Origin of the sequence: Bradyrhizobium sp. 172, assembly GCF_023101065.1 — a bacterium.
Taxonomy (GTDB): Bacteria; Pseudomonadota; Alphaproteobacteria; order Rhizobiales; family Xanthobacteraceae; genus Bradyrhizobium; species Bradyrhizobium canariense_D.
Window position 1 is genome coordinate 280,282 of the sequence record NZ_CP064702.1, and the last position, 20,559, is coordinate 300,840.

19 protein-coding genes and 4 pseudogenes are annotated in these 20,559 nt (G+C 58.3%); 13 read left to right on the forward strand and 10 right to left on the reverse strand.

Annotated features, from left to right (window positions below):
* Positions 1-95: 95 nt before the first annotated feature.
* Complete coding sequence (locus IVB07_RS39945) at positions 96-1,871, reverse strand: adenylate/guanylate cyclase domain-containing protein (RefSeq protein ID WP_247767908.1); 1,776 nt, start codon at positions 1,869-1,871, stop codon at positions 96-98.
* Positions 1,872-2,151: 280 nt separating this feature from the next.
* On the opposite strand from IVB07_RS39945, the gene IVB07_RS39950 reads away from it, so the two are divergent.
* The 4 genes from IVB07_RS39950 (at position 2,152) to IVB07_RS39965 (ending at position 8,781) form a co-directional block, all read left to right on the forward strand.
* The gene (locus IVB07_RS39950; protein ID WP_247767910.1) at positions 2,152-3,147 is read left to right on the forward strand and encodes an ABC transporter substrate-binding protein; all 996 of its coding nucleotides are present in this window, start codon (positions 2,152-2,154) and stop codon (positions 3,145-3,147) included.
* 216 nt (positions 3,148-3,363) lie between these two features.
* Positions 3,364-4,359, forward strand: coding sequence for an ABC transporter substrate-binding protein (locus IVB07_RS39955; protein WP_247767912.1), 996 nt, complete (start codon positions 3,364-3,366; stop codon positions 4,357-4,359).
* Between the two features lie 209 nt (positions 4,360-4,568).
* Positions 4,569-6,347: an adenylate/guanylate cyclase domain-containing protein gene (locus tag IVB07_RS39960; protein ID WP_247564416.1), complete on the forward strand. Its 1,779-nt coding sequence runs from the start codon at positions 4,569-4,571 to the stop codon at positions 6,345-6,347.
* Positions 6,348-7,152: 805 nt separating this feature from the next.
* Entirely contained in the window at positions 7,153-8,781 is a 1,629-nt protein-coding gene (locus IVB07_RS39965; RefSeq protein WP_247767913.1) for a hypothetical protein, read from the forward strand.
* Between the two features lie 135 nt (positions 8,782-8,916).
* Here the strand turns inward: IVB07_RS39965 and IVB07_RS39970 are convergent, their stop codons facing one another.
* From IVB07_RS39970 to IVB07_RS39985, 4 genes are all read right to left on the reverse strand, one after another.
* A complete protein-coding gene (locus IVB07_RS39970) occupies positions 8,917-9,330 on the reverse strand; it encodes a hypothetical protein (RefSeq protein WP_247767914.1) in 414 nt (137 codons plus the stop codon).
* 489 nt (positions 9,331-9,819) lie between these two features.
* Positions 9,820-10,047: a hypothetical protein gene (locus IVB07_RS39975; RefSeq protein ID WP_247282199.1), complete on the reverse strand. Its 228-nt coding sequence runs from the start codon at positions 10,045-10,047 to the stop codon at positions 9,820-9,822.
* 164 nt (positions 10,048-10,211) lie between these two features.
* Positions 10,212-10,910, reverse strand: coding sequence for a hypothetical protein (locus IVB07_RS39980; protein WP_247767916.1), 699 nt, complete (start codon positions 10,908-10,910; stop codon positions 10,212-10,214).
* Positions 10,911-11,215: 305 nt separating this feature from the next.
* Positions 11,216-11,488 (reverse strand): hypothetical protein, encoded by a 273-nt coding sequence (locus IVB07_RS39985; RefSeq protein WP_247767917.1) that lies wholly within the window; start codon positions 11,486-11,488, stop codon positions 11,216-11,218.
* Between the two features lie 256 nt (positions 11,489-11,744).
* Between IVB07_RS39985 and IVB07_RS39990 the strand changes: the two genes are divergently transcribed.
* A complete protein-coding gene (locus tag IVB07_RS39990; protein WP_247300081.1) occupies positions 11,745-11,942 on the forward strand; it encodes a hypothetical protein in 198 nt (65 codons plus the stop codon).
* Between the two features lie 35 nt (positions 11,943-11,977).
* Here the strand turns inward: IVB07_RS39990 and IVB07_RS39995 are convergent.
* Positions 11,978-12,088: pseudogene (locus tag IVB07_RS39995) on the reverse strand (DNA ligase); the annotation flags it as partial.
* A 335-nt stretch (positions 12,089-12,423) separates the two neighbouring features.
* Between IVB07_RS39995 and IVB07_RS40000 the strand changes: the two are divergent.
* A complete protein-coding gene (locus IVB07_RS40000) occupies positions 12,424-12,690 on the forward strand; it encodes a hypothetical protein (RefSeq protein ID WP_247767919.1) in 267 nt (88 codons plus the stop codon).
* 69 nt (positions 12,691-12,759) lie between these two features.
* On the opposite strand, the gene IVB07_RS40005 is transcribed toward IVB07_RS40000, so the two are convergent.
* Positions 12,760-13,110 carry a cupin domain-containing protein gene (locus IVB07_RS40005; RefSeq protein WP_247767920.1) on the reverse strand — a complete coding sequence of 117 codons (351 nt, stop codon included), beginning with the start codon at positions 13,108-13,110 and terminating at the stop codon, positions 12,760-12,762.
* A gap of 467 nt (positions 13,111-13,577) precedes the next feature.
* Positions 13,578-13,763, reverse strand: coding sequence for a hypothetical protein (locus IVB07_RS40010; protein ID WP_247367787.1), 186 nt, complete (start codon positions 13,761-13,763; stop codon positions 13,578-13,580).
* A gap of 1,147 nt (positions 13,764-14,910) precedes the next feature.
* On the opposite strand from IVB07_RS40010, the pseudogene IVB07_RS40015 reads away from it, so the two are divergent.
* Both IVB07_RS40015 and IVB07_RS40020 read left to right on the forward strand, forming a co-directional pair.
* Positions 14,911-15,123, forward strand: a pseudogene (locus IVB07_RS40015) (IS3 family transposase); the annotation flags it as partial.
* Positions 15,123-15,395, forward strand: a pseudogene (locus IVB07_RS40020) (DNA ligase); the annotation flags it as partial. The pseudogenes IVB07_RS40015 and IVB07_RS40020, both read left to right, overlap by 1 nt.
* Before the next feature lie 372 nt (positions 15,396-15,767).
* On the opposite strand, the gene IVB07_RS40025 reads toward IVB07_RS40020, so the two are convergent.
* A complete protein-coding gene (locus IVB07_RS40025) occupies positions 15,768-16,991 on the reverse strand; it encodes a type II toxin-antitoxin system HipA family toxin (RefSeq protein ID WP_247767921.1) in 1,224 nt (407 codons plus the stop codon).
* Positions 16,984-17,562 carry a helix-turn-helix transcriptional regulator gene (locus tag IVB07_RS40030; protein ID WP_247767923.1) on the reverse strand — a complete coding sequence of 193 codons (579 nt, stop codon included), beginning with the start codon at positions 17,560-17,562 and terminating at the stop codon, positions 16,984-16,986. The genes IVB07_RS40025 and IVB07_RS40030 overlap by 8 nt, the downstream gene beginning before the upstream one ends.
* Before the next feature lie 476 nt (positions 17,563-18,038).
* Here IVB07_RS40030 and IVB07_RS40035 point away from each other — a divergent pair, with 476 nt between their 5' ends.
* The 5 genes and pseudogenes from IVB07_RS40035 to IVB07_RS40050 all read left to right on the forward strand — a co-directional run.
* Positions 18,039-18,518 carry a hypothetical protein gene (locus IVB07_RS40035; RefSeq protein WP_247767924.1) on the forward strand — a complete coding sequence of 160 codons (480 nt, stop codon included), beginning with the start codon at positions 18,039-18,041 and terminating at the stop codon, positions 18,516-18,518.
* 5 nt (positions 18,519-18,523) lie between these two features.
* Positions 18,524-19,030 carry a hypothetical protein gene (locus IVB07_RS40040; protein ID WP_247767925.1) on the forward strand — a complete coding sequence of 169 codons (507 nt, stop codon included), beginning with the start codon at positions 18,524-18,526 and terminating at the stop codon, positions 19,028-19,030.
* A gap of 60 nt (positions 19,031-19,090) precedes the next feature.
* Positions 19,091-19,471, forward strand: coding sequence for a hypothetical protein (locus IVB07_RS40045; RefSeq protein ID WP_247282192.1), 381 nt, complete (start codon positions 19,091-19,093; stop codon positions 19,469-19,471).
* Positions 19,472-19,600: 129 nt separating this feature from the next.
* Positions 19,601-19,732 (forward strand): hypothetical protein, encoded by a 132-nt coding sequence (locus IVB07_RS40565; RefSeq protein ID WP_256465066.1) that lies wholly within the window; start codon positions 19,601-19,603, stop codon positions 19,730-19,732.
* Positions 19,733-19,752: 20 nt separating this feature from the next.
* A pseudogene (locus tag IVB07_RS40050) lies at positions 19,753-20,125 on the forward strand (pantoate--beta-alanine ligase); the annotation flags it as partial.
* Positions 20,126-20,559: the final 434 nt, after the last annotated feature.

Here is a 20,559-nt window from a genome sequence, read left to right on the forward strand (position 1 = left end):
TCTTGACGTTAGCAGGCAACTTGTGCCGCTGGGCGACCGCCTGCTAGGAAAGTGCTGATTTCCGGGAACTACTTAGCCGCGTGCCTGTACAAACTCTAATTGCCCGCTGCCACGCCTGCCAAGCTTAGGCCCTCGTAGATGCGCTCGCGCTGGGCCAGGAAGGTCGGGTTTTCACTGCGTCGCTCGTTTCGAAATCTTGCAACAGTAAAGTGCGGGTCCAGCTCGAGGCCGGCATTCCGCTCCTCCCGCGCATCGGCAGCGCGGCCGCTCAGCGCGAACGCCGCGGCTAGAAAAAAGTGAGCCATCGCGACGTTCGGATTCATTTCGACCGATTTGCGGAGCCGATCCAACGCTGAGTTGAGCCTGCCGAGGAACAGGTCGGCGATACCGAGTAGGGCATACCAGCGATCGAGCGCAGGGTCCCGTGGGCTAAGCCGGATCGCCTTTGTGAGGTCAGCTTCTGCCTCTTCAGCTCGCCCCAGTAGTACCTTAAGAAAGCCTGCATCAGCATGGGCCCAAGCCAGATTACGATCGAGCGCAATAGCGAACTGAAGTTCGCGCAGCGCGCGTTCCGTCGCGCCTGAGACATGGAGGAGATTGGCGTGAACGAAATGGGCTAAAGCGTTGGACGGAGCGAGCCTCAGTGCCTCAGTGATGGCCATCTGGGCGATGCGTAGCTGTTCGTCCCGATTGGTCGAGGCGAAGGTGCGAAGGTCATTACCATGGTAGAAAGCAAGACCGACCAACGCCTCGACGTTGCAATCGTCCAACCGGAGCGCCGCCTCGAACAGGTCACACGCGGCGCTGTCGCGGCGCAGCGACAAGGGTTGGTTGAGGATTGCCCAGCCGCGCATGGCCAAGTCCCCGGCATCCATATTGTTCGGTCGTTCGCGTTCGGCGCGGCGGCCCTCTGCGGCAACGAGCTCGACACCCACCGTCCGGGCGAGGCGCGTGGTGATTTCGTCCTGCATGTCGAAGATGTCGGCGCGCGGCTTGTCGAAGCGCTCAGCCCAGAGGTGTGCGCCGGTTTCCGTGTCGATGAGCTGCGCGTTGACGCGAATGCGGGCCTCGCCACCTTGCACGCTGCCTTCCAACACGTAGCGCACACCAAGTTCTCGCCCGATCACCCGGACGTCCACTGGCTTGCCTTTGAAAGTGAAGGCAGTGTTGCGAGCTATGACAAAGGCGCCAGGAATACGCGACAGGTCGGTTGTGAGGCTTTCAGTGACACCGTCGACGAAGTAGTCCTGCTTGCTGTTGCCATCGAGATTGACGAAGGGCAAGACAACGATAGAGAGTCGCGGTGCGACGGTCGTGTGCGGCGCTGCTGCTGCGGGTTGCGCGGGTGAAATCGAATAGATCTGCACCAGCTCGGCGATGTTCTTTAGCTGCTGCCGACCGCGATCTTGCGCGGTGATATCCATTTTGCCACGCACCTGGTCATAGACTGCACTAGAAAGGCAAATACCACCAGGGTCGGCAGTGCCCTCCAATCGCGCCGCCACATTGACGCCGTCGCCCATGAGGTCGCCATCGTCCTCCACGACCACGTCACCGAGATTGATTCCGATGCGGAACTCAATGCGCCTATCCTGTACGAGGCCAGAATTGCTCTCGGCCATGGCCTGTTGCATACCGATCGCCGAACGAACTGCATCCACAACCGAGGCGAACTCGGCCAGCAAGCCATCCCCAGTAGTTTTGACGATACGCCCGCGATGGGCGGCGATCATAGGATTGATGAGGTCATTGCGGACGGTCCGGAGGCGATCGAGCGTGCCTTCCTCGTCAATCCCCACAAGCCGACTATAGCCGACTGCATCAGCCGCGAGGATCGTCGTCAGCCGTCGGTTTGGCCGCTCGATCGCCAAAGCTCTCTCCTGGCTCGTTCGGGGCCAGTCTACGCATTTGGGTGCAGGTGCCAAGGGAGTCGACGATGAGGATCGCGGTCGAAATGTCCGTTGATCGCCCATCACGTCGGTTGGCACCACAGTGACATGTCTGGAGCGAGAGGTAGAGCGGAAGTCGTCCCCAGTCCGGGTCCAACCGCCGCCTTTGACCCGAAGCGGTCCTTTAAAGCACCTCAAAATCCCACGAGAAAGAGTGCTAGAGTGTTCTTCCCAATAGGCGCGTCCTTGCAGGAGAGGACATATGCGACGACGGGACTTCATCCGGCTGGTTGGACTGTCACCCGCTTTGCCGCTAGCGGCGCGCGCGCAGCAGGGGGCGACAAGCGGCAGAGCGGCCAAGATTGGCGTGCTTTGGCATGCGGGCAGCGCCGAGGAAGAGAAGGTCTATCTGGATAGCCTGACCAAGGCATTTGATGATCTTGGTTACGTCCAAGGCAAGAACGTTGTGTTCTTGCATCGATTTCCCGCCGAACAGCTGGAGCAGTTTCGCAGCCTCGCCAAAGAGCTGGTCGAAAGTAATGCCGATGTAATCGTTGCGATAACGGCGCCGGGAGCCATTGTACTAAAGCAGATCACGAGCACAATACCCGTTGTCTTCGCTATCGTGCCAGATCCGGTTGGCACCGCACTTGTTGCTAGTCTGGCGCATCCCGGCGGAAATTTGACCGGATTATCTGTTATTGGAACCGATCTTTCCGGCAAACGTCTCAGCCTTTTGAAGGAAGCTGTCCCAAGTCTGAGCCGCGTGGCGCTTCTCCTAGATCGGTCGATGGACCCCAATACTTCAAAACACAATGTCTCAGCGTACTCGAAAGCCGCCGAGGCGATAGGTGTTGTCCTGCATCCGTTCGAAGTGGCAACCCCGGACGCAATCGATGGGGCATTTTCGGCTGCTGCTGCCGACGGATGCGACGGCGCTATTGTGGTCGGATCGATGCTCGCAAACGAGCGACCGCAGGTTGGAGCATCAGCGCTGGCGCACCGAATAGCCGGGGTATCGATATGGGCTGAAAAGGTTCGCTTTGGACTGCTAATGTCGTACGGGCAAGATGTATCCGAAATTCTCGTCAAGACAGCTGGTTACGTCGATAAAATTCTGAAGGGCGCAAAACCGGCTGATCTTCCCGTCGAACAGCCCACGCGGTTGAAGTTGGTGATCAACCTCAAGGTCGCTAACGCCCTCGGCCTGACCATACCACCGACATTGCTTGCCAGCGCCGACGAGGTGATCGAATAAGGCTCACCTTCGCGCGACGCATGAGTCCGGAATTGGCCCAGCGAAGTAGCGGCGCGTCTCGTTGAGGTCCGCTTATTGCGGCACGGCGGACTAGATTTGCTCAGGTTGAGTTCTTCGCATTTTGACCTAAACCGGACTTCCAGGCGCATCTTGAATCGCTTTCGTATCGGTGGGCCGTTAGCATGGCTTCCCTTGTGGTCATCCTTGGAGGGAGGCATGCACCGACGGGAATTCATCAGTTTGATAGGAGTAGCTGTCGCTTGGAATTCGCAATCGGCGGCATATTCCCAGACGAGAGGTAAGCTGCCACTCGTTGGGGTCCTAATTCCTGGGTCAGCCGACCAGCTGAACGATCGCCTCGCTGGCCTCCGTCGTGGCCTGAGGGAGGCCGGTCTTGTCGAAGACAGAAACTATGCACTTGTTACTCGTTTCGCCGATGGCGATCTGAGCCGAATACCCGCGCTGACTCAAGAACTTGGCGAACTCAAACCAGTCGTCATTGTGGTCGCAGCGGTCGTTAACTTCGTGCACGGGATGCTCCCTGAGATGCCGCTGGTGTTCACCTCCTACGCCGCTGATCCAATTGCGTCGGGTTTGGCTCAGAGTTATGCGCGGCCGGGCGGCTTGGTCACCGGGAACGTGCTGAATGCAATAGGCGGCGAAGAGGCTCTTGCCGCAAAGCGTATGAGCCTTTTTGGAGAGCTCGTGCCGCACGTGACGCGGATTGGCATGTTAGGACCGCTCGAAGGTTTACTGCTGGAGAAGGAAAAGGCTGCTCTGAAGAAGGTGGGCGCCCAGCTTGGCTTCGAGGTGTCGAACTACAGTCTGAAATCCATTGACGATTTGGAGGAAGCCATCGCGCAAGGTTTGCGCGACGAAGTAAGTGCATTCTACCTGTCTGGCGAACCTATGCTAACGATCAACAAGTCGCGAGCGGTTCCCGCTCTCAGCAAGGCAGGTCGGCCAACCGTCGGCCCCTATCCCGAACTGGCGCGTGCTGGCATTCTAATGTCCTATTCAAGTGATCTAGACGATGGATTTCGTCATGCCGGGAGTTATGTCGCAAAGATTCTCGGCGGCACCAAGCCGAGCGACCTGCCCATCGAGCAAGCAAGCAAGTTCGTTTTCGCAATCAATCTGAAGACAGCAAAAGCGCTCAATATTGCCGTTCCTCCGAGCTTACTGGCGCTTGCAGATGAAGTGATTGAATGACCGCTTCTGGCCGATCGTTTCCGTCGGCGGGGTGTCGGTGCAAGTCAGCCACAGGGGCAAACTGGAAGTTTGCAGCCGGGCCCAGTTCGGCAGCTTCTGACTCATTTCGGGCATAACCATGTTCGGAACTCCGTTCGGCGGGCTGGCGGCCGTGGTCATCCCATGATTTGATTAGAAGTGGCTTGAGGCAGGCCAGGCGGGAGCTTTATGTGACGAGCGGACGTGTCGAGCGACGACTCGCGGCTGTTTTGGCAGCCGACGTCGCTGGGTATAGCCGCCTCATGGGCGAGAACGAACTCGGCACGTTGGAAGCGCTGAAAGCGCACCGCCGTGACCTGGTTGATCCTGCTATTGTTAACCACAAGGGCCGCATCGTTAAGACCACGGGGGACGGCATGCTGGTGGAGTTCGCCAGTGCGGTGGATGCAGTCACCTGCGCGGTGGCTGTGCAGACAAAGATGGCCGAGCGAAACGGCAGCTCAGCCCCAACAATCACTTTCAGGATCGGCATCAATATCGGCGACATCATCATTGATGGTGACGACATCTTCGGCGACGGCGTCAACATTGCCGCACGTGTTGAAAACGAATGCGAACCGGGCGATGTCTATCTTTCCGGCAACGCCTATGAGCAGGTTTGCGGGAAGACCCCATTCGCTTTCGATGAGCTTGGGGAACGCAGCTTAAAGAACATCGACCGGCCGGTGAGGCTCTATGCGGTCCGGACCACATGGGGGCAATCGGTCCCAAGAGTCGCCGAGACCACCAAGCCACTCGCGCTGCCGGACCGGCCCTCGATCGCGGTGCTGCCTTTCCACAACATGAGCGGCGATCCCGAGCAGGAGTATTTCGCCGATGGCATGGTCGAGGACATCATCACTGCGCTATCGCAGTTTAAATCGCTTTTCGTGATCGCGCGAAATTCCTCATTTGTATACAAGGACAAACTTATCGACATCAAGCAAGTCGGGCGTGAACTGGGTGTGCGGTATGTGCTGGAAGGTAGCGTTCGCAAGTCGGCAAATCGGGTACGTATAACCGGACAGCTGATCGATACCGGAACAGGAGCGCATCACTGGGCTGACCGCTTCGAAGGTGGTTTAGTCGACATCTTCGATCTACAGGACCGGATGACCGAAAATGTGGTAGGAGCGATTGTGCCGGCCTTGGAGCGGGCTGAAATCGAACGTGTTACGCGCAAACCTACAGACAACCTTGATGCGTACAGTCTGTTTTTGCGCGGTCAGGCAAGGTTATATCAGCAGCTTGCGGACCGGGAAGCTAATAAGGAGGCGCTCCGGCTGTTCAAGAGAGCCATCGAATTAGATCCCAATTATGCATCTGCCTACGCCCGAGCTGCCAGTTGTTACGCCTTTGCAAAAACGAACGGATGGCTCGCAGAGACTGATGACGAGATTGCTGATGCCTGTAGACTCGCGCATCGGGCCGTTGAACTCGGAAAGCACGATGCAAATGTACTGGCTGAATGTGGATGGACCCTCAGTCACGTCGTTCGCGATCTTGATGGAGGCTCCGCGCTGATCGACAGGTCGCTCACGCTGAACCCGAACGTCATCGAGGCCCTAAATTGGGGTGGCTGGACGAAATTGTGGCTCGGAGAGCCCGAAGAAGCGGTTCTGCGGTTCACTAGAGCTTTGCGACTGAGCCCCGTGGACCCGTGGGCGGTACGGATGCGGATCGGGATAGCGCATGCGTACTTCTTCCTGGAACGATATGAGCAGGGGGCATCGTTGGCGATGGGGGCCCTTCGCGAAACTCCAGATTATCAGGCGGGACTACGGATCGCGGCGGCGAGCAACGCAATGGCCGGGCATGAGGAACAAGCGCGGAAGTCAATGATACGCCTCCAAAGCCTGTACCCGGCCCTGTGTATTTCTAACTTGAAAAGCGTGCTTGGACCTTACCGGCACGTCGAACACCTACAACGGTATGAAGAAGCATTGCGAAGGGCTGGGCTCCCGGAGTGAGGCAGCCTGTTCTTGCCTGCTGGGCCTGCGGATGAATCCGGCAGCAGTCGTGCGTCGCTGATGTGTTCGGCAGGCCAGCCTTTGTCTTAGGCTCACGTGCACGTTCCCTTGTCCTATGTCGGCTGTTGGCCCGTCGCCGACCTTCGCTTGCAGGGCGCTATGTCTGACTTGAGGAGATAAGCCGACCTCGGTCCATGGCTGATAGAAGCTGCAGGGTGTCTACCGCCACACCTTGTCGATTCACGCGCTCAAATATGGTCGCAACCGTGGCGCGGTCCTCGATCGTCGAATACTGCACCGGCACTCGCATTTCCTTAAACACGGATTGCATCTCATTAATGCGCTTCGCGTCTTCGTCCTTGAGGTCTTTGGTTGCTGCGCGCTAGGCGACGGTGTCAAACAAAGGCTTTCAGAGGAAAATACCTGCCTGGATCTGCTTCCGAGTCGGAGAGTGCAACGAATTGCGTGTCCTGTGCACCGCTCTCGGCCTTCCCTCTCGAAGAAGATGTTCAGCGTGGGGCAACGACCCTAAACCAGTCGCGCATGGTCTGCTGATGCGCTCGACCTGTTCAACAGGAACCCGACTTTTCGAGTTCCTCTATCCGGAGCTCATTTACCCGTGCGCATCTAATAATGCGCGAACAACCAAAACTGTGAACTGGCTCTCACAAGCAAAGCGCCGTCTAGCGTAACGTAGCGATAAGAAGCCAGTGATGTAGCATCGCTACCCGTCGAACAGGCCGATTGCTGCATAATTGGTGGTGCTTTTCGTCCCATGGGGCTTATTTTTGCAGGAGCATCCGAGATGCAGACGCTTGGACAGACTGCGCATTTCAACATCCAGTACGACGAAACCCTGCTCGGCCCCGATGGCAATCCGAACGCGATCTCGCGGGCTCAGCGAGTCCTGGGAGTCTGTGAAGCTGAATTCGGTCTCTTGGCTAGCTGGTATAAAATCACGGATGGATTTGGACCCGACAATCGCGTCACAGTTCAACTCATTGCGGACTTTGCAGCGGGTGGGGCAAGCAACAACGGGTACAAGGGAGGCAACACGCTCATCAAGATCGGCAACCAGACGGCAAACGCGAACGCGATTGCTGCGGGTCAGAGCAGCTGCATGTCTTTTGTGGCTGAATTGGTCGAGGTCCTTGCCAGCTATCGCAACCAGCACGGAAACGCCGCCTGGAACGCGAGCAAGAGCGATGGCGAGGGCCTGTCGTTGCTTTGCGCCCGCGAGCGCTTCGGCACAGGGTATTCACTGTTTTTCGGAACGCCATGGGTGAACAGCTGGTTGCAGTCCAGCCGCGACACGCAGTGGATCAACGACTCCGAGAACACCGACAAGAATCCGCTCAGCTTCGGATTGTCCTTGCTGTTTCTCTACTATCTCAAGAACCAACTGAACCACTCCATTCCGGACATCATTGCTGCGGGAGGGGACAGCCTTGCGCAAACTTATCAAAACCTCACAGGCAAGAACGACGCAGCCGCAGCCTTCTCGCAATTGATTAATGCATATTTCCGGCCGGGGAGCACGCCCCAGCTCGCCACTGAAAATCCATTTCCGCTCCTGGAGGGATTGCGGCGGGACGTAAAGCTCTCGCTCGACCCGGAGCCCGAGGGGAAGCCGTTCCACGTGAATGAAGGCGTGGCGTTGACGTCGCCCTTTTTCACCTGCCCAAAGGATCTCTATAAGTGGTATGTCGACAGCGCTCCGAAGAAAGTGACTTGCGTTGCCACTGTGCGTGGATTTGGGCTTCCCATATACCGATGGCGAATCAATGGAGTTGACCTGAATCCACCGGCGCAACTGGACCAACCAAACGTGCAGGGTTCGATCACGGTTCAGGCGACAGTGGCGACCGATCATGCGGCCCAGCCATCTACGTCCGTGCTGCAGGACGTCCTCATCAACTATGGCGTCGGAGAGGACGATTTCACTTCGAACCTGGTCTTTGACTTGCCTGGAGTCGTTGGCCACGTCGATTTGTCAATCGAGGCGAGCGCAAGCGAGCGTTTTGCGTCCACCGACGTTAGTGGGACGGCTCAAGGCATAACCGTTGGTAACGAAAGTCTTCATTGGGAGGCACGCTACTACACCGACCGAGAGCGCTGCATGAAGCCCTTCCTTGACGTTGCGGCACGTTATATTCGGTCCGACCCGTTCTTTAGTTTAGTGAAGTCGCTGCCGGATCCTCCGCAGGAATATACTCGAGTGATTAGAGAGCTAACACAGGCCTCCGCTCAGATCGCTACTCTAGCGCAGCATGCGCCCGACCAGGCGCGAGAGTTGCGCCACGCTATGTCGTCGGCGCTGGGCATAGCTCCTGCCGTTTTGGACGAGCTCGGCAAAGCGAGCATCAGGTCGACCGCGGTGCCCCACGAAGCGCCGGAGAACCTCCTAAAAGGAATGGGTCAGCAGAGTGGCTAGGTATCCTGATGGTCATGCACTGCCCGCAATACCAGCGATGAAGCGGTTAGCGGTGCCATTGTCAGCGACTTAGCGTTTCCGTACGCTTTAGCGATTCGACGATTCGTCCGATCCTTTCATCCACCGTCTTGTTGCTTATGCTGAAGGATATGCGATACGTGTCCTAGCCGAAGCATCAATGCGGGCCTTTTGAAGATTTGAAAGATGCTCATCCTCAGGCCAGAGCTCATCTTGGATATGGCAGAAACCAACCGTTCTGCGAGGGTGAAACCAACAGAAGTTATTACCCGTTGATCCAAGTGCTACGTGATGCTTGTTGGATGACAGGCGTTCCTCGAGCCCAGACGCCTTCAGGGCGGTTGCAATCTTGTCCATGACGGCCAATGAAGCAAAGTCGCGCTTCTTCTCCCAATAGTTCCGATCCGTTCGTTCAGCCTCCTCCGAAGTATGTGCTTCAGGGGTCTCTCCGGTAACGTCCAACACAGTGACGCCATGAAGAACCACGTTGCTTTCGTCCAGCTTAAAAGCTCCGACCTGCACTGCGATCATCGGCACTGAACGATTGAGGACCCGTAGCACGTTGAAAAACGGCTCGTGATTCTCTCTGCGACAATTACGGCTCTGTGTTCTGACCCGGGACGACGCTGCCGCTCAACACCCCAATATTCGATGGCGCGGATATGTGACTCTCGTCCAACGCTCCCAGCATTACCTCTTCTTCGTAGAAGGTGTCCGCTTCCTCCGAGTACATCAGGAAGTCGCTCTTGCCGCCATGCGGCTGACGGCGCTCTCGCGCGAGACTTCAAGCTCGCCCAGACCAAGTATGCTGGTATCGTTCAATATCTGAGTCTGGAGCCACTTCTCGACCAACCCAGCTGCGCGAAGTTCAACCGCTTCAATGTTTTTCAGCGCGAAACCCGTTCCTGAGCTGCACCCCGGTTCCGAAGACACGGGGTGTGTTATGGGCATGCTCGGCGACTTTGGCCCTGCGACATGTCGGCAGCCTGCCAGGCCGGCATGACTCACAATATTCGAATGTCAACTCGGCGGAGAGACCGGCCGTCTATTCAGGATCGCGCGCTCATTGTCGTTCGTCGTTGCACCTCGGAACACAGCAACAAATCGATCGCCTTGCCAAAGCTCAACGTCGTGCTCGGCATGCATTTGCTCGGCTCGACGCCGCGCCGCCTGCTCGTCAATGCAGTCGAGCTTCGCCACGCAGATCACTTGTCGGCTGCTGTCCACCACGAATGCTTTGTACCGCATTCCGCAATCCGATCCCAACGGGGACCGTCATCGTAATCGAATGTCCGTCTAAGGCGGTGGGCAAACTAAGTGTGGGCGGGCGGAACCTTTGTACGTGTGGCAATTCGGCTATACCTGGAATTCATCGATCGCGCGGCGACACGCGTACGTGCCTAGCTATTGCGCTACCTCACTGGCGTAATCTCACCGCGCGCCGAAGCGTGCGGCTCGAGCTTAGGATTGAGAAGCCACCAAGCATTATCAGCAGCATACCTGACCAAGTTGCCGTCCAGCTGCGTGCCTCGTCGTGCAACGCGCGCGCCCACTAGCAAAGCTGGAGGGGAGCCGGCGAGCGCGGGCGCGAGGAGCTGCTCAACGTCGACTTGGCCCGGCACGGAGTGCTCAGGCGGAAGCCGCCGGCTCTGCGCTGACGTCATGGCGTTGCCAATATCGAGCACGGCAGCGGCATCAGCCACCTTGATTTCGGCTGCAGGCGGCTGAGACGGCTCGGCCGGTGCGGAGCGCAGCAACTCCGCGCGCGCATCAACCACCGCGCTGTGCCTGGACTGCGCAGTCCCGTTCTCGTCCAAACTGGCGGTGCGATCTTCGGCCCCGCGATGACGAACTGTCTTCTTCACCTTCGCGACACCCTCGGTCAGGAACCAGCATTTACGGTGACCGTCGAACCGATAGACCCAATGCGCCCGGTCCGCGGTCGTGTTGCCGGGTCGCGGCAAGCATTGCGGTTGCGCCAAAGAGGTCGCGGCGGGCTCGCGAGGAGCGGCATTGAACAAGTCGGCGAACGGGTCGGAGACCGCAGGTGTCGCCGAAAGACCTCCAACAAGAGCCAAACCGGCGAAGCAAGATCGCAAATGACGGGACATCAGAAACTCCCGGTGTTGCGCCCCACCCGCCACGACCCTTCGCGCCTACATGGGCCGCCATGCGGCTCAATTCCGGCGGCGCCATGGATTCATTGTGCGCCTGAACGACATCCCGGTCCGAATTGAAAACCCAGTGCAGCAGCCGAGGTTGCCAACCGTTCGGGAAGGTTTGCTCCCGACCGAGGGAGCGGCACAAGTCGGGAACTCGGATCCCACGCGAATGCGCAAGCTGTTCCGCCGCCCATCATTAAACCGGCCCAGCGTTATGTGCCGCTGGGGCGATCGCATTTCCATGTGCGACCTGACTACCATTCTGGATCGTCGAAGCCGCCGTAGTCCCGAACGATGTACTCTCGGGTGAAGCGCTCGACCGGACGCCAGCGCTCGTGAATAACGATGGTTGCAGTCGGCGGCCTCCAATAATCAGGATGGATGACGATGGTCGGGGACGGCGGGTAGGGATAGCGCGAATGAATGCGCCAGCAAAAATCCCCCTGGCATGCGATGGCGGCCGAGGCGCTCGCGGCGGAGAGGGCCAGGAGACCGGCAGCGGCGCTTGTTGCAATAAGAAGTCTCACAGGCGTGGTATTCCTCCTTCTTCATTTTACGCACCGTAAACGGCCGTGCTTGTCGCTTCGTTTCAAAAAGTAAAATTAAAACAGGAACGCAGGAGTTCGACCGCTGCCCACGGCGCACCCGAGGGGCCTGCGTTTGCGGCGCAGCACGCGGTTCTTGGAGCAACCCGATCCGACGATAGGCCTTAGCGTAAACGAGCATCGCAAACGGACCACCGGTACGGTATCGTAGGCGAGCTCTCGCCCGACGGAGGCGCACATGAAGCGCAGCTGGTCGATGTTGATCGCCGTCGCTGGGGTGGTGATTGTGTTCTTCTCCATGCTCGCCATTCGGGAGCAGCGCGCCGGCTTCGATGCGTTTGGCAAGCAAGGGGCACCCGCAGGCGTCGATCTATATGACGATCCCGCTCTCCGGGAGATCAGCGAGCGTAGCCCCTACATGCGCAACGAGCGCTGAGTCGGCTTGCTTCCTGCGGCGATCCCAGGCACCCATCACAAATCTTCCCGCAGGCCTTGAAGATCGGGTGGCCGGACCTTCTTCTCCGCCCACTTCGCGCGGTACTCGACCTCGGCCAGCAGCTTCGGCCCGACCCGGAGGCCCTTTTGGCGATCCGCTTAGCGACGAAACGCGTGCCCCGTGAGCCTGCTTCGTTGGCATCCGTCCATGCGTTGCGAAAGTCGGCGTCGGCGGCCATCATCGCGATGCTGCCCCGCCCATCCAGAACTTCAGATCCGATGCCACTCAGCCACTCCGAGAGACGGCGCAACCAATGCTCGGAAGAGACCTGCGGTTTGATAAACCTCAATCGTTCCGCCCAATCCAAGGCCTCACCCGGAACGGGAACTTGCGTAAACAATGAGCAGCTTGACGCCCGTTGTTCTTGGAACGAACTGTCGCACGCAGACATTCTCCAACTCGACAAGTGAAGGAGAATAGGATGCGCAAGTACTTGTTTGCTGCGGCGATCGTGAGTGCAATCGCGACACCCGCAATCGCGGATGAAGTCGGTGTCGGCGTTCAGGCCGGTCCGGTGGGCGGAGGCGTCACGGTCGGAGAGTCTCGCGAGCGCCGGCCCGTTGATCGGGACCGCACAACGGTCATCAAGGAGCCCGAGCATCGGGAAAGTGATAGAACGACCGTCATTAAGAAAGAGAATGAGGACGGCAGCCGAGAGAAAACCGTCATTCATCACGATAACGACTAACAAATGTGCCCGGACCACCGTCCGGGCTTTTCTTTTGCCTCGCGACACAGAGACGATTCGTTTACTTCGCTACTTCTTACTCGGATCGTCTGCGGGATTGACGTAAGTTATCCCGAGTGGCCCTTGGCCATGAATTTGAACAACGGAAGGACTACTTGTCCAACCATAGTGGTTCATTTTGGCAGGCGCTTCGGCGTATCCGCCCGCTGTTAGCTCGATCGCTTTCCTCTCATCGAGTTTGTCGCCCATTCCGATGTGAAAGTTGCCCGATATGACGGTAGCGCCTTCATCTGTTGGATGATTATGGGCGGGAATTTTATAACCGCTTGGCATTCTTAGGCGGAGAACGAACAGCCCTTCTTTGGACGGGTCGCCCGAGAGTACCGCGATGTCGGCAAGGTGGGTGGTGCTGCCTCCCATTTAAGCTCACCAGAGTTAATCGGCATTTTCATATCATCGGCAATGGCTGTGTTGGCACCTGCCAGGACGAAAGCCGAAGCGAGCAAGCGACTGAGCATGATCTCCTCCTTTTGGTGAGCGACCATCGTGTGCCAGCGGTGAAGCAAGTCAACTGAAAGTTAGCCTGCCGCTGCCGCATTCTAACGATTGGAGGCCTTAGCAGATTTATGATCAAGAGTGACAGCTCCGCTGACCTTGGCTTGCCAACGCTCGGACGAAACATCGAAGAACTCGGCCCGTTGCATTTTCTCGCTCGAAGCTTACTCAGCTACTGCTCCAACCCACGAGCCCATGTTTCAGCTTAACGCTGCGTGGGTTAACCACACCAAGCGAGCAGCCTCATTTTGGACCAACTGATCATGACCGTTGGGACGCTCTGCACCGGGAGCCGCCACGTGATTAGAATCGTCGTGCTTGGAGTGGCTTGCCTAGTTGGACTGGGCGCTATTGCTGCAGCCACGAAGAAATCCGGGCCGCCGCCCGCGGCCGATGTGGTCATGCCAATAGTAGCCGGTAACAAGGCTGATCGCCTGCCATTCACAATCAAACTGGATATGCCAGCTGCCGGTGAGCGCGCGGATGTTGCGTACGTCCAGCCTGGCGAAGAAGAGCAAGCTGATTTACCGCCATCCGCGCCAAAGCAAGTCGCTCTTCCACCGCGTCGCGACTTTACCCCTCGTCATTGGCACGATCCCCATGACCTGAACGCCAGGGCCGCAAACAAAAGAGCCGACACCGCGAAAGGACCAAGAAAGGGCGCGGCTGATCAGCCTCTAAAGCAGACTGAGACTAAGCGGTGCCGTTCGGACGGGCTGGATCCCCTGTTAAGAAAGCTGAACTTATCGCCGCCGTGCGATTCATGACCCACCTCTAGTCGCCCGCTGCGCAATGGTTCTAATCAATATTGATCTGGCGGCTCATTCGCCGTTAATGATTGATTCAGTTCGCAGCATGATCATTGGGGAGCCACAAGGGATTCGGTCATGCGATTGCGCCAGGCGAATACCTGGGAAGAGATCGAGGCGAGGGTCGCTGAAGCCAGCGAAGACCCAATGGCGCGTGTGACGCTGAGCGCGCGGGATTTCTCGAGTGCCAGCCGAGAAGAGGTTCTTGCATTATTGAAAGCAGACGGCGATCGAACGCGCACCAATTGGCTGGTCGCAGGCGCGGTGATCGCTGGTTTTGCGTTGGGATGGGCTGCCGGTTTTGGTGGGTACGGTCCTATAACTTTCGGGTCGCTCAATTCAACCACTCAGACAGAAACGCCTTCGCGTCGAATCGCCGAAACGAAGTCAGGCCGCAGGACCGGAGGCCCGCGAAAGACGGTATCGACTTTGGGTTTGCGAACACCGCCAGGCGTAAGTCAATTCTCCGCAGATGGAGCGAGCATTTCCGCCGAACCTACAGCCACATGGTCCGACAGGGCTCATCAATCCGTGGACGTATCGAGCACCGTTTCTCAGGCCATCGAAGCAGATATGACGGCGACCGGCTCGATAGCGCCCAGCGGACCTCTCATGCCTGCCCCGGAGACAAGACCAGCAACCATTGAGGGTTGGACCGTTCTTGACGTTCGCGGCGGAACGGCAGTTCTCGGAGGGCCCGATGGGGTTCGGATGGCCATGCGCGGCGATACAGTTCCCGGCATCGGGCGAATCGATTCGATCGTGCGTTGGGGCAACCGGTGGATTGTAGCGACAGCTAGTGGATTGATCTCGACTCCGTAAACGGCGCGCAACGCCCGCGGGGGGAGCGGAACCTGTCGTCCATCTGCGAGAGGCATTCGGGATGAGCCAACGGCAGGCGTGTAAAGCCATCGGCTGTTGCCGCATGACCGTGAGATACCAAACCACCCGGGCTGACGATACCAGCCTTCGCCAGCGCATGCGGGCGATCGCCCAGGAGCATCGCCGCTTCGGTTATCGGCGGCTGCATGCTCTGCTCAAGCGGGAGAGCTGTCTGATTAACCACAAGAATGGGATGGCCTCTACCTTGGTCGCCGCAAGGGCGAGGACCTGATCTACGCGGGCAAAGTTGATCACGGCTTTTCGCCAGCCGACGCGAAGGAGCTTCAGAAGAAACTCAACCCGCTGATGCGCAAGACACAACCCTACACGAAGCGCATCGCGCAGCGAGGCATTTGGGGTGAACCGCAATTGCTGGCGGAGATCGAGTACAGGACCAAGAGCGCCGAAGGAAAAGTGCGGCATCCGTTCTTCAAGGGATTGAGGAAAATTTTGGGATGACTGATGCGTTCGACCAATGGAGAGAATGGGCGGGAAAGCCTCCGGGTGATCGGCGCACGACCCCGGCTAAATCGTACCACGCTGTCATGGACCTTCCGCCTGAGGATCGGTTAGACCGTGAGAAGGTCAACGAGGCGGCGCTCAACAACGACAAGAGTCTGTCTGGATTTACGAGCATGGTCATAAGCGCGCGGGCGATGTGGATTGGATAAAGGTCTTTGCCACCTAGGAGGCCGCAAGCGCATGGCTTGCCGAAAACGATCCTGGAAGGCGTGGCGTGGCCCATCCGATTGAACGGGAGAGACAGTGATGACCAGCGTGGGGTTGTATGTCAGCGCTGCCGCCCTTCGATCCGGCTAAGTAAGCCACGGCTCAGAACTCGCTGTAGATCGGGATCGAAGCGGCATGTGCGTCGACGACTTCGACGACTTTCTTTTCCAGCGGGAGATCGCCCTTGCGTTCCGACCATATCTTCTTGAAGCGCTGGACGATTTCCGCGGCCGTGTCGACGGCCAGCTTTTCCGAGATCTTCGCCTTCGCCGCCAGATGCGTGAGCTCGTCCTTGGAGAATTCGGTCATCTTCTTCGTGCGCGAGTAGTTCAGCGCCATCTTGTCGACCGCGATGTAGGGTATCGTAGATAGCAAATCGTAGGCGGGGGACAGGACGGGCGTGCGGCGGTCGGGGTAGATCAACGACCAATTCTTCAGATGCATGTCGGCGTTGCCGATCAGCGTGCTGAACACGAGGCGTCGGACAAACTCGGCGACGCCGGCTTCGCCGGTCTCGATGCCGAGAACGCGCGCGATGCTCCGGTAGTTGGCCTTGTCGTACTTCTCGTCCGGAAACACGCCGAATACCTGCGCGAAGTCCTCCATGTGGACCGGTCCGTCGGCGGAGCGGTCGAACCGCTTGACGGCGAGCGCACGTCCCTTCAGCTCGCCGATTCCTTCCGGAAGCCCCTTGATCGACTCGACGTCGATCAGTTGGAGCTCGGGCACTTCCATGCCCATCTCCTTCGCCAGGGTCATCATGGAGAATTCGTTTTCCGGCACGCCAGGGTACTGATGGGACGGAAGCTTGACTATCCACGAACCGCCGACGCCCTCGACGGGAATGGTCAGACCGGCGTTTTTGGGATCGTTCTTGAGTGCCGAGAACTTCAGCTGCACGCCCGCGAGCGAGAAGCGCAGCAAGTTCTGCCGCTCGTCCGGTGTGAGATCCTCCTCGACTTGGGAAGGCAACGCTTCTCCTTCCGCCGGATGGACTGACAGGGCGCCCGGGAGGTCCCGGCCCAGCATCCAGAAAAGAAAGAATTCGCGCTTTTCCTTCACGCCCGCGCGTTCCGCGAGGTAGCGACGCAGCGGTCCCTCCGGCAGAAGATTGGAGAAGAAGGGCGGAACGACCTGCTGATACGGTTTGAATGAGGTGAGCAGATTTCCGAACGTGTCCTTGAAGGACAGGCTCAACGTTGGGCGTGCGGCGTCGTCGATGTAGCTCTGGTTGAAGGCGAGCAGCGACCGGTCGCCCTGTATGAGCGTGAGGGTCGCGATCGGGTTGTCGTGCAGGCGTACGTCCAGGACCGATACGTCAGGCATCGTCATCCTCTTCGTCGAGAGCGTAGGCAGGGCGGGGGGCTTCTACGGGATGCGCGATCCGGTTGCGTAGACCTTGCAACACGCCTGCCGAATTTTCCAGCACTGGGTTGGGGATAGGTTCGGCGCGATAGCCTCGCAGTGTATCGACGACGTCTTGGACAAGGTTCAGGTCAGCTTTCGAAAGATGGACCTGCTTCAGAAAGCGCAAGTATTCGGCGATGCGGTCGAGCGCAGCGGAGCTACCGTAGCGCTTCCTTTGTCCGGAAACGATGCGTTCGGCCTTCACGAAGAGGTTTGAGGGTCCTTCCTCAAGGGAGAATTCGTTGAAGTTTGAGCGCAGGATGCCCTCCACCGCGGGAAGCAGCTTCTTGGGCACGAGTACGACCTCGAGCTCGAGTGCCCGGACCATCTGGATGAAGCTGGACAGGCCCGGTTCGACCCGGCCGGTCTCTATCTGGGAGATGTGCGCCTGGGTCAGACCCGATCGGACCGCCAACGCACGCTGGCTTATGCGCTCTTGCGTGCGTTTCGCCTGGACAGTCCGGACAAGCTCTTCGCTCGGATACGACATGATATATAATCCTAATCAAAGGATCGTTTCGATAAGAATGATATATCACGGACATGCCTCCAGTTTCAAGCTCGATAACTATTCTTATCGTCACGGCCGTTGTGATAATAATAATATATCAAACAAGTAGGACAACCAAGGACGCGACAACGTAGCTCCATTTCTCGAACGCCATGGTCCGGCTCTGAAGCCCCCACATGTCGGTTCCCGGCCGTCGATCCCACCGGAACACTCACTTTGGGATTTTCGCGCGAAAACCCCGATTGGCCTCCGCGAGCCAGCCAAACTGCGGCGGGCAGACACGGAGGTAGAACGATGTACGCCGACACGGAAGGCTATTTCGGGCAGGCAAGCGGGATCCCCTACAGTCGGCTCCACGAGCTTCGGGTCGAGATATCACGAACTTTCAGGACAAGATCGAGCGTCTTCGCCGCGAGGGAATCCGGCTCTCACCAAAGCTCGAATCGGATGCATTCGTGACGGCCTATACCCTTCACGACGAAGTGCCCCTTCATTCGTGCCCGCGTCGCATCATGCCCTTGATGCGGCAGCTTCGGGAGCAGGAGGAGCGAGCACGCGCGAACATTTCGGAGTTCGATCCTTCCACATTCGACAAGAACGACGCGGCCGAAGAGCTCCAGTTCCGCTTCACCACGAATGCTTCTCTGATTGGCGATTTGTACCTCGTCTACATTCGGGAAGCGCTCACGGCCCATGAGAAGGAGACCCTGACCGCCGAAGAAAACTGCAATCTGTATTGCGCCGCGGCCGCTCTGCAGACTCTCGTCGATATCTGGGACGAAGCCGCGAGCCTGATGAACAAGCTCAATGTAGGCGCCGAGGGCCAGCTCGGCTTCGAATTTCTGGGCATCGAGGAAATCATGACCGTCGCGACGTCGCAGAGAAGGCATTCGACTTTTATGCGGAGGTCGAACTCGTCCTCAAGAACGAGATGACCGACATGCGTACCATCAATCTGGGCCAGTTCCGCAGACGGAATTCGCGGGTCCCGCGGGCCGTTGCAGCACCCGATGCCGCCCTCGGTTGGCGTCTCGACCTTACGCGGCGCGAGGACATCCATCTGCTGCCTGGCGGTGGCGATCACGGCCGCTGCGAAGGTATTGAAGACGCGTCGATTACCGAGAATGGGCTCACAATGTTCGCTCGGGTCGATAACCGCGACAATTGGCTAGGCACCCACGACGCCTGGGTCGATTGCTCGATCAGCCTGCCTGTCTACAGGATGGAGACCCGAGAGGAAGACGGGCCGACCCGGACCGGCGAGTTGAGCTGCAATCGCGACGAAACTTTCGAACTGCCGCCCAACCTGCGGTCGCTCCACATCGACGTCACAACGTTCGACCGGCGATCCCGGGTGTTCACCGGCGCGGGATCCGACCGGTTCTTCGATGTCAAATCCGAAGGACGGTCGCTGATTTTCAGACCGCGCCCTCCGCGGGACCTCTAACGACCGCGCGTTCGAGGGGCCATCAGCCCCTCGCATCGCCTTGAGACAGGAGTGGAATCTATGAAGCGAAGCATCCTTGGCCTGGTCGTGCTCTTGATGTTGCCGCTGACTGGATCGCGGGCAAGCGATGTGGTCACGGTCTGGGTCGAACCGTCGCAGAGCGTCGACGTCTATTGGGAGGTGAACCTCTCGGGCAAAGTGTACGTGGCAGCTGATATCGACGGGAGGCCCGCCTGCCTCGAGTATTGGTGGATCCGGTGGCCGACGACGTCGATCAAGTCGCTCGGCCGCCGCTGTGGCGCGACATCCTTCTCGGTTCGCGGACTTGCCGATCTCGCCGTCGGTGGCAAGCTGCGCGCCGGCAGTGCGGAGGCCAAGACACGCATCCGAGGTACGGCCTCGGAGCGGGTCGCGCACGATCTCTTCAGGGTTGAATTGTGAAAGAGGATCCCGTTGTGAAAGAGGATCCCGGAGGAATTATGGGTCAGAACAAGGCAGATCGGGTCGTCGGTTGTCCACCGCCGACCCTGTCGTCTATGTTGAACGCCGCCTTCGACGCTGGAGACGAGCATGAATCTGCCGACACGCAGCAAACAGAAGAAGGCCAAAAACGAATCCTATGCCATTCTGATCTACACGCTGCGCAACGTCGAAATGTTTCGGAACATGACGGGAAAGCAACTACGGCATCAGGGCGGGTGACGAATCACTAATGAAACACAATTGAGATCGTCACGGTCCCCACAATCCGCAAAACCGACGGGACTCGCGATGAGCAGTCGCAACCGGTATCTCATCCAGGAAGAACGTCGGCGCGCCGGCGCCATCAGAGGTGGCCTCTTCGCGGCGCGCGCTGAGTTTCAGGCAGGAGAGCGCGACGGGAAAGAGCTGCTGGTTATCGCCGAACAATATCTGGAGACCGTCGACCGCCTGCAATATATCGAGCTTTTCGACGCCGATACGCTCGAGCCAGTTGAGAGCCCGCTACATCGGCCTGCCACCTTGTGCGCGGCAGCCTACATCGGCTCGACGCACCTCATCGACAACGTATTGCTCGACCGTATCTGCCCCGTAGCGGCGCCAAGCTGCCTATGAGCTCTGCCCCGATACGCCCGTCTCATGCTCCTTCAGATCCCTATGATCCGCTGTTCCGAAAAGCGGCTGCGCTTCATGCTCCAGTCCGTGTCGTGGGCCAGTACGAACTTCAAACTGGATTAAATCCGCGGGGCACGGTCAGACCGCGACTACCGAACAAGTTGGTTGCAGATCGATCGGTCTCCCGCCGCTTCTGATGGAGGCGATGAAATCCCTGAAGATAGCAGTCAAACGCAGGATTTAGGCGTGAGCTCGCCACTCATTGCGAAAATGCATACGATCTCTTGGGGCATGCTCGACGACCAGCGTCAACTCCGGTGCATCTAGATGAATCATGTTACCGCAAATAGAGATCGCCGCGAAATGTCGCTCATGACCGACGAACAGTGCGAGCTTGAACGCTGCAAGCAAGAGATTACGCGTCTTAAACAGTT

Excerpts from the sequence above, each read along its gene's own strand:
- IVB07_RS39955 (WP_247767912.1), top strand. The coding sequence starts at position 3,364 with ATGCACCGACGGGAATTCATCAGTTTGATAGGAGTAGCTGTCGCTTGG.
- IVB07_RS39990 (WP_247300081.1), top strand. The coding sequence starts at position 11,745 with ATGAAGCGCAGCTGGTCGATGTTGATCGCCGTCGCTGGGGTGGTGATT.
- IVB07_RS39950 (WP_247767910.1), top strand. The coding sequence starts at position 2,152 with ATGCGACGACGGGACTTCATCCGGCTGGTTGGACTGTCACCCGCTTTG.
- IVB07_RS40025 (WP_247767921.1), bottom strand. The coding sequence starts at position 16,991 with ATGCCTGACGTATCGGTCCTGGACGTACGCCTGCACGACAACCCGATC.
- IVB07_RS40005 (WP_247767920.1), bottom strand. The coding sequence starts at position 13,110 with ATGGGAGGCAGCACCACCCACCTTGCCGACATCGCGGTACTCTCGGGC.
- IVB07_RS40040 (WP_247767925.1), top strand. The coding sequence starts at position 18,524 with ATGCGTACCATCAATCTGGGCCAGTTCCGCAGACGGAATTCGCGGGTC.
- IVB07_RS40565 (WP_256465066.1), top strand. The coding sequence starts at position 19,601 with ATGAATCTGCCGACACGCAGCAAACAGAAGAAGGCCAAAAACGAATCC.
- IVB07_RS39980 (WP_247767916.1), bottom strand. The coding sequence starts at position 10,910 with ATGTCCCGTCATTTGCGATCTTGCTTCGCCGGTTTGGCTCTTGTTGGA.
- IVB07_RS39970 (WP_247767914.1), bottom strand. The coding sequence starts at position 9,330 with ATGATCGCAGTGCAGGTCGGAGCTTTTAAGCTGGACGAAAGCAACGTG.
- IVB07_RS40000 (WP_247767919.1), top strand. The coding sequence starts at position 12,424 with ATGCGCAAGTACTTGTTTGCTGCGGCGATCGTGAGTGCAATCGCGACA.
- IVB07_RS39975 (WP_247282199.1), bottom strand. The coding sequence starts at position 10,047 with ATGCGGTACAAAGCATTCGTGGTGGACAGCAGCCGACAAGTGATCTGC.
- IVB07_RS40045 (WP_247282192.1), top strand. The coding sequence starts at position 19,091 with ATGAAGCGAAGCATCCTTGGCCTGGTCGTGCTCTTGATGTTGCCGCTG.
- IVB07_RS39965 (WP_247767913.1), top strand. The coding sequence starts at position 7,153 with ATGCAGACGCTTGGACAGACTGCGCATTTCAACATCCAGTACGACGAA.
- IVB07_RS40030 (WP_247767923.1), bottom strand. The coding sequence starts at position 17,562 with ATGTCGTATCCGAGCGAAGAGCTTGTCCGGACTGTCCAGGCGAAACGC.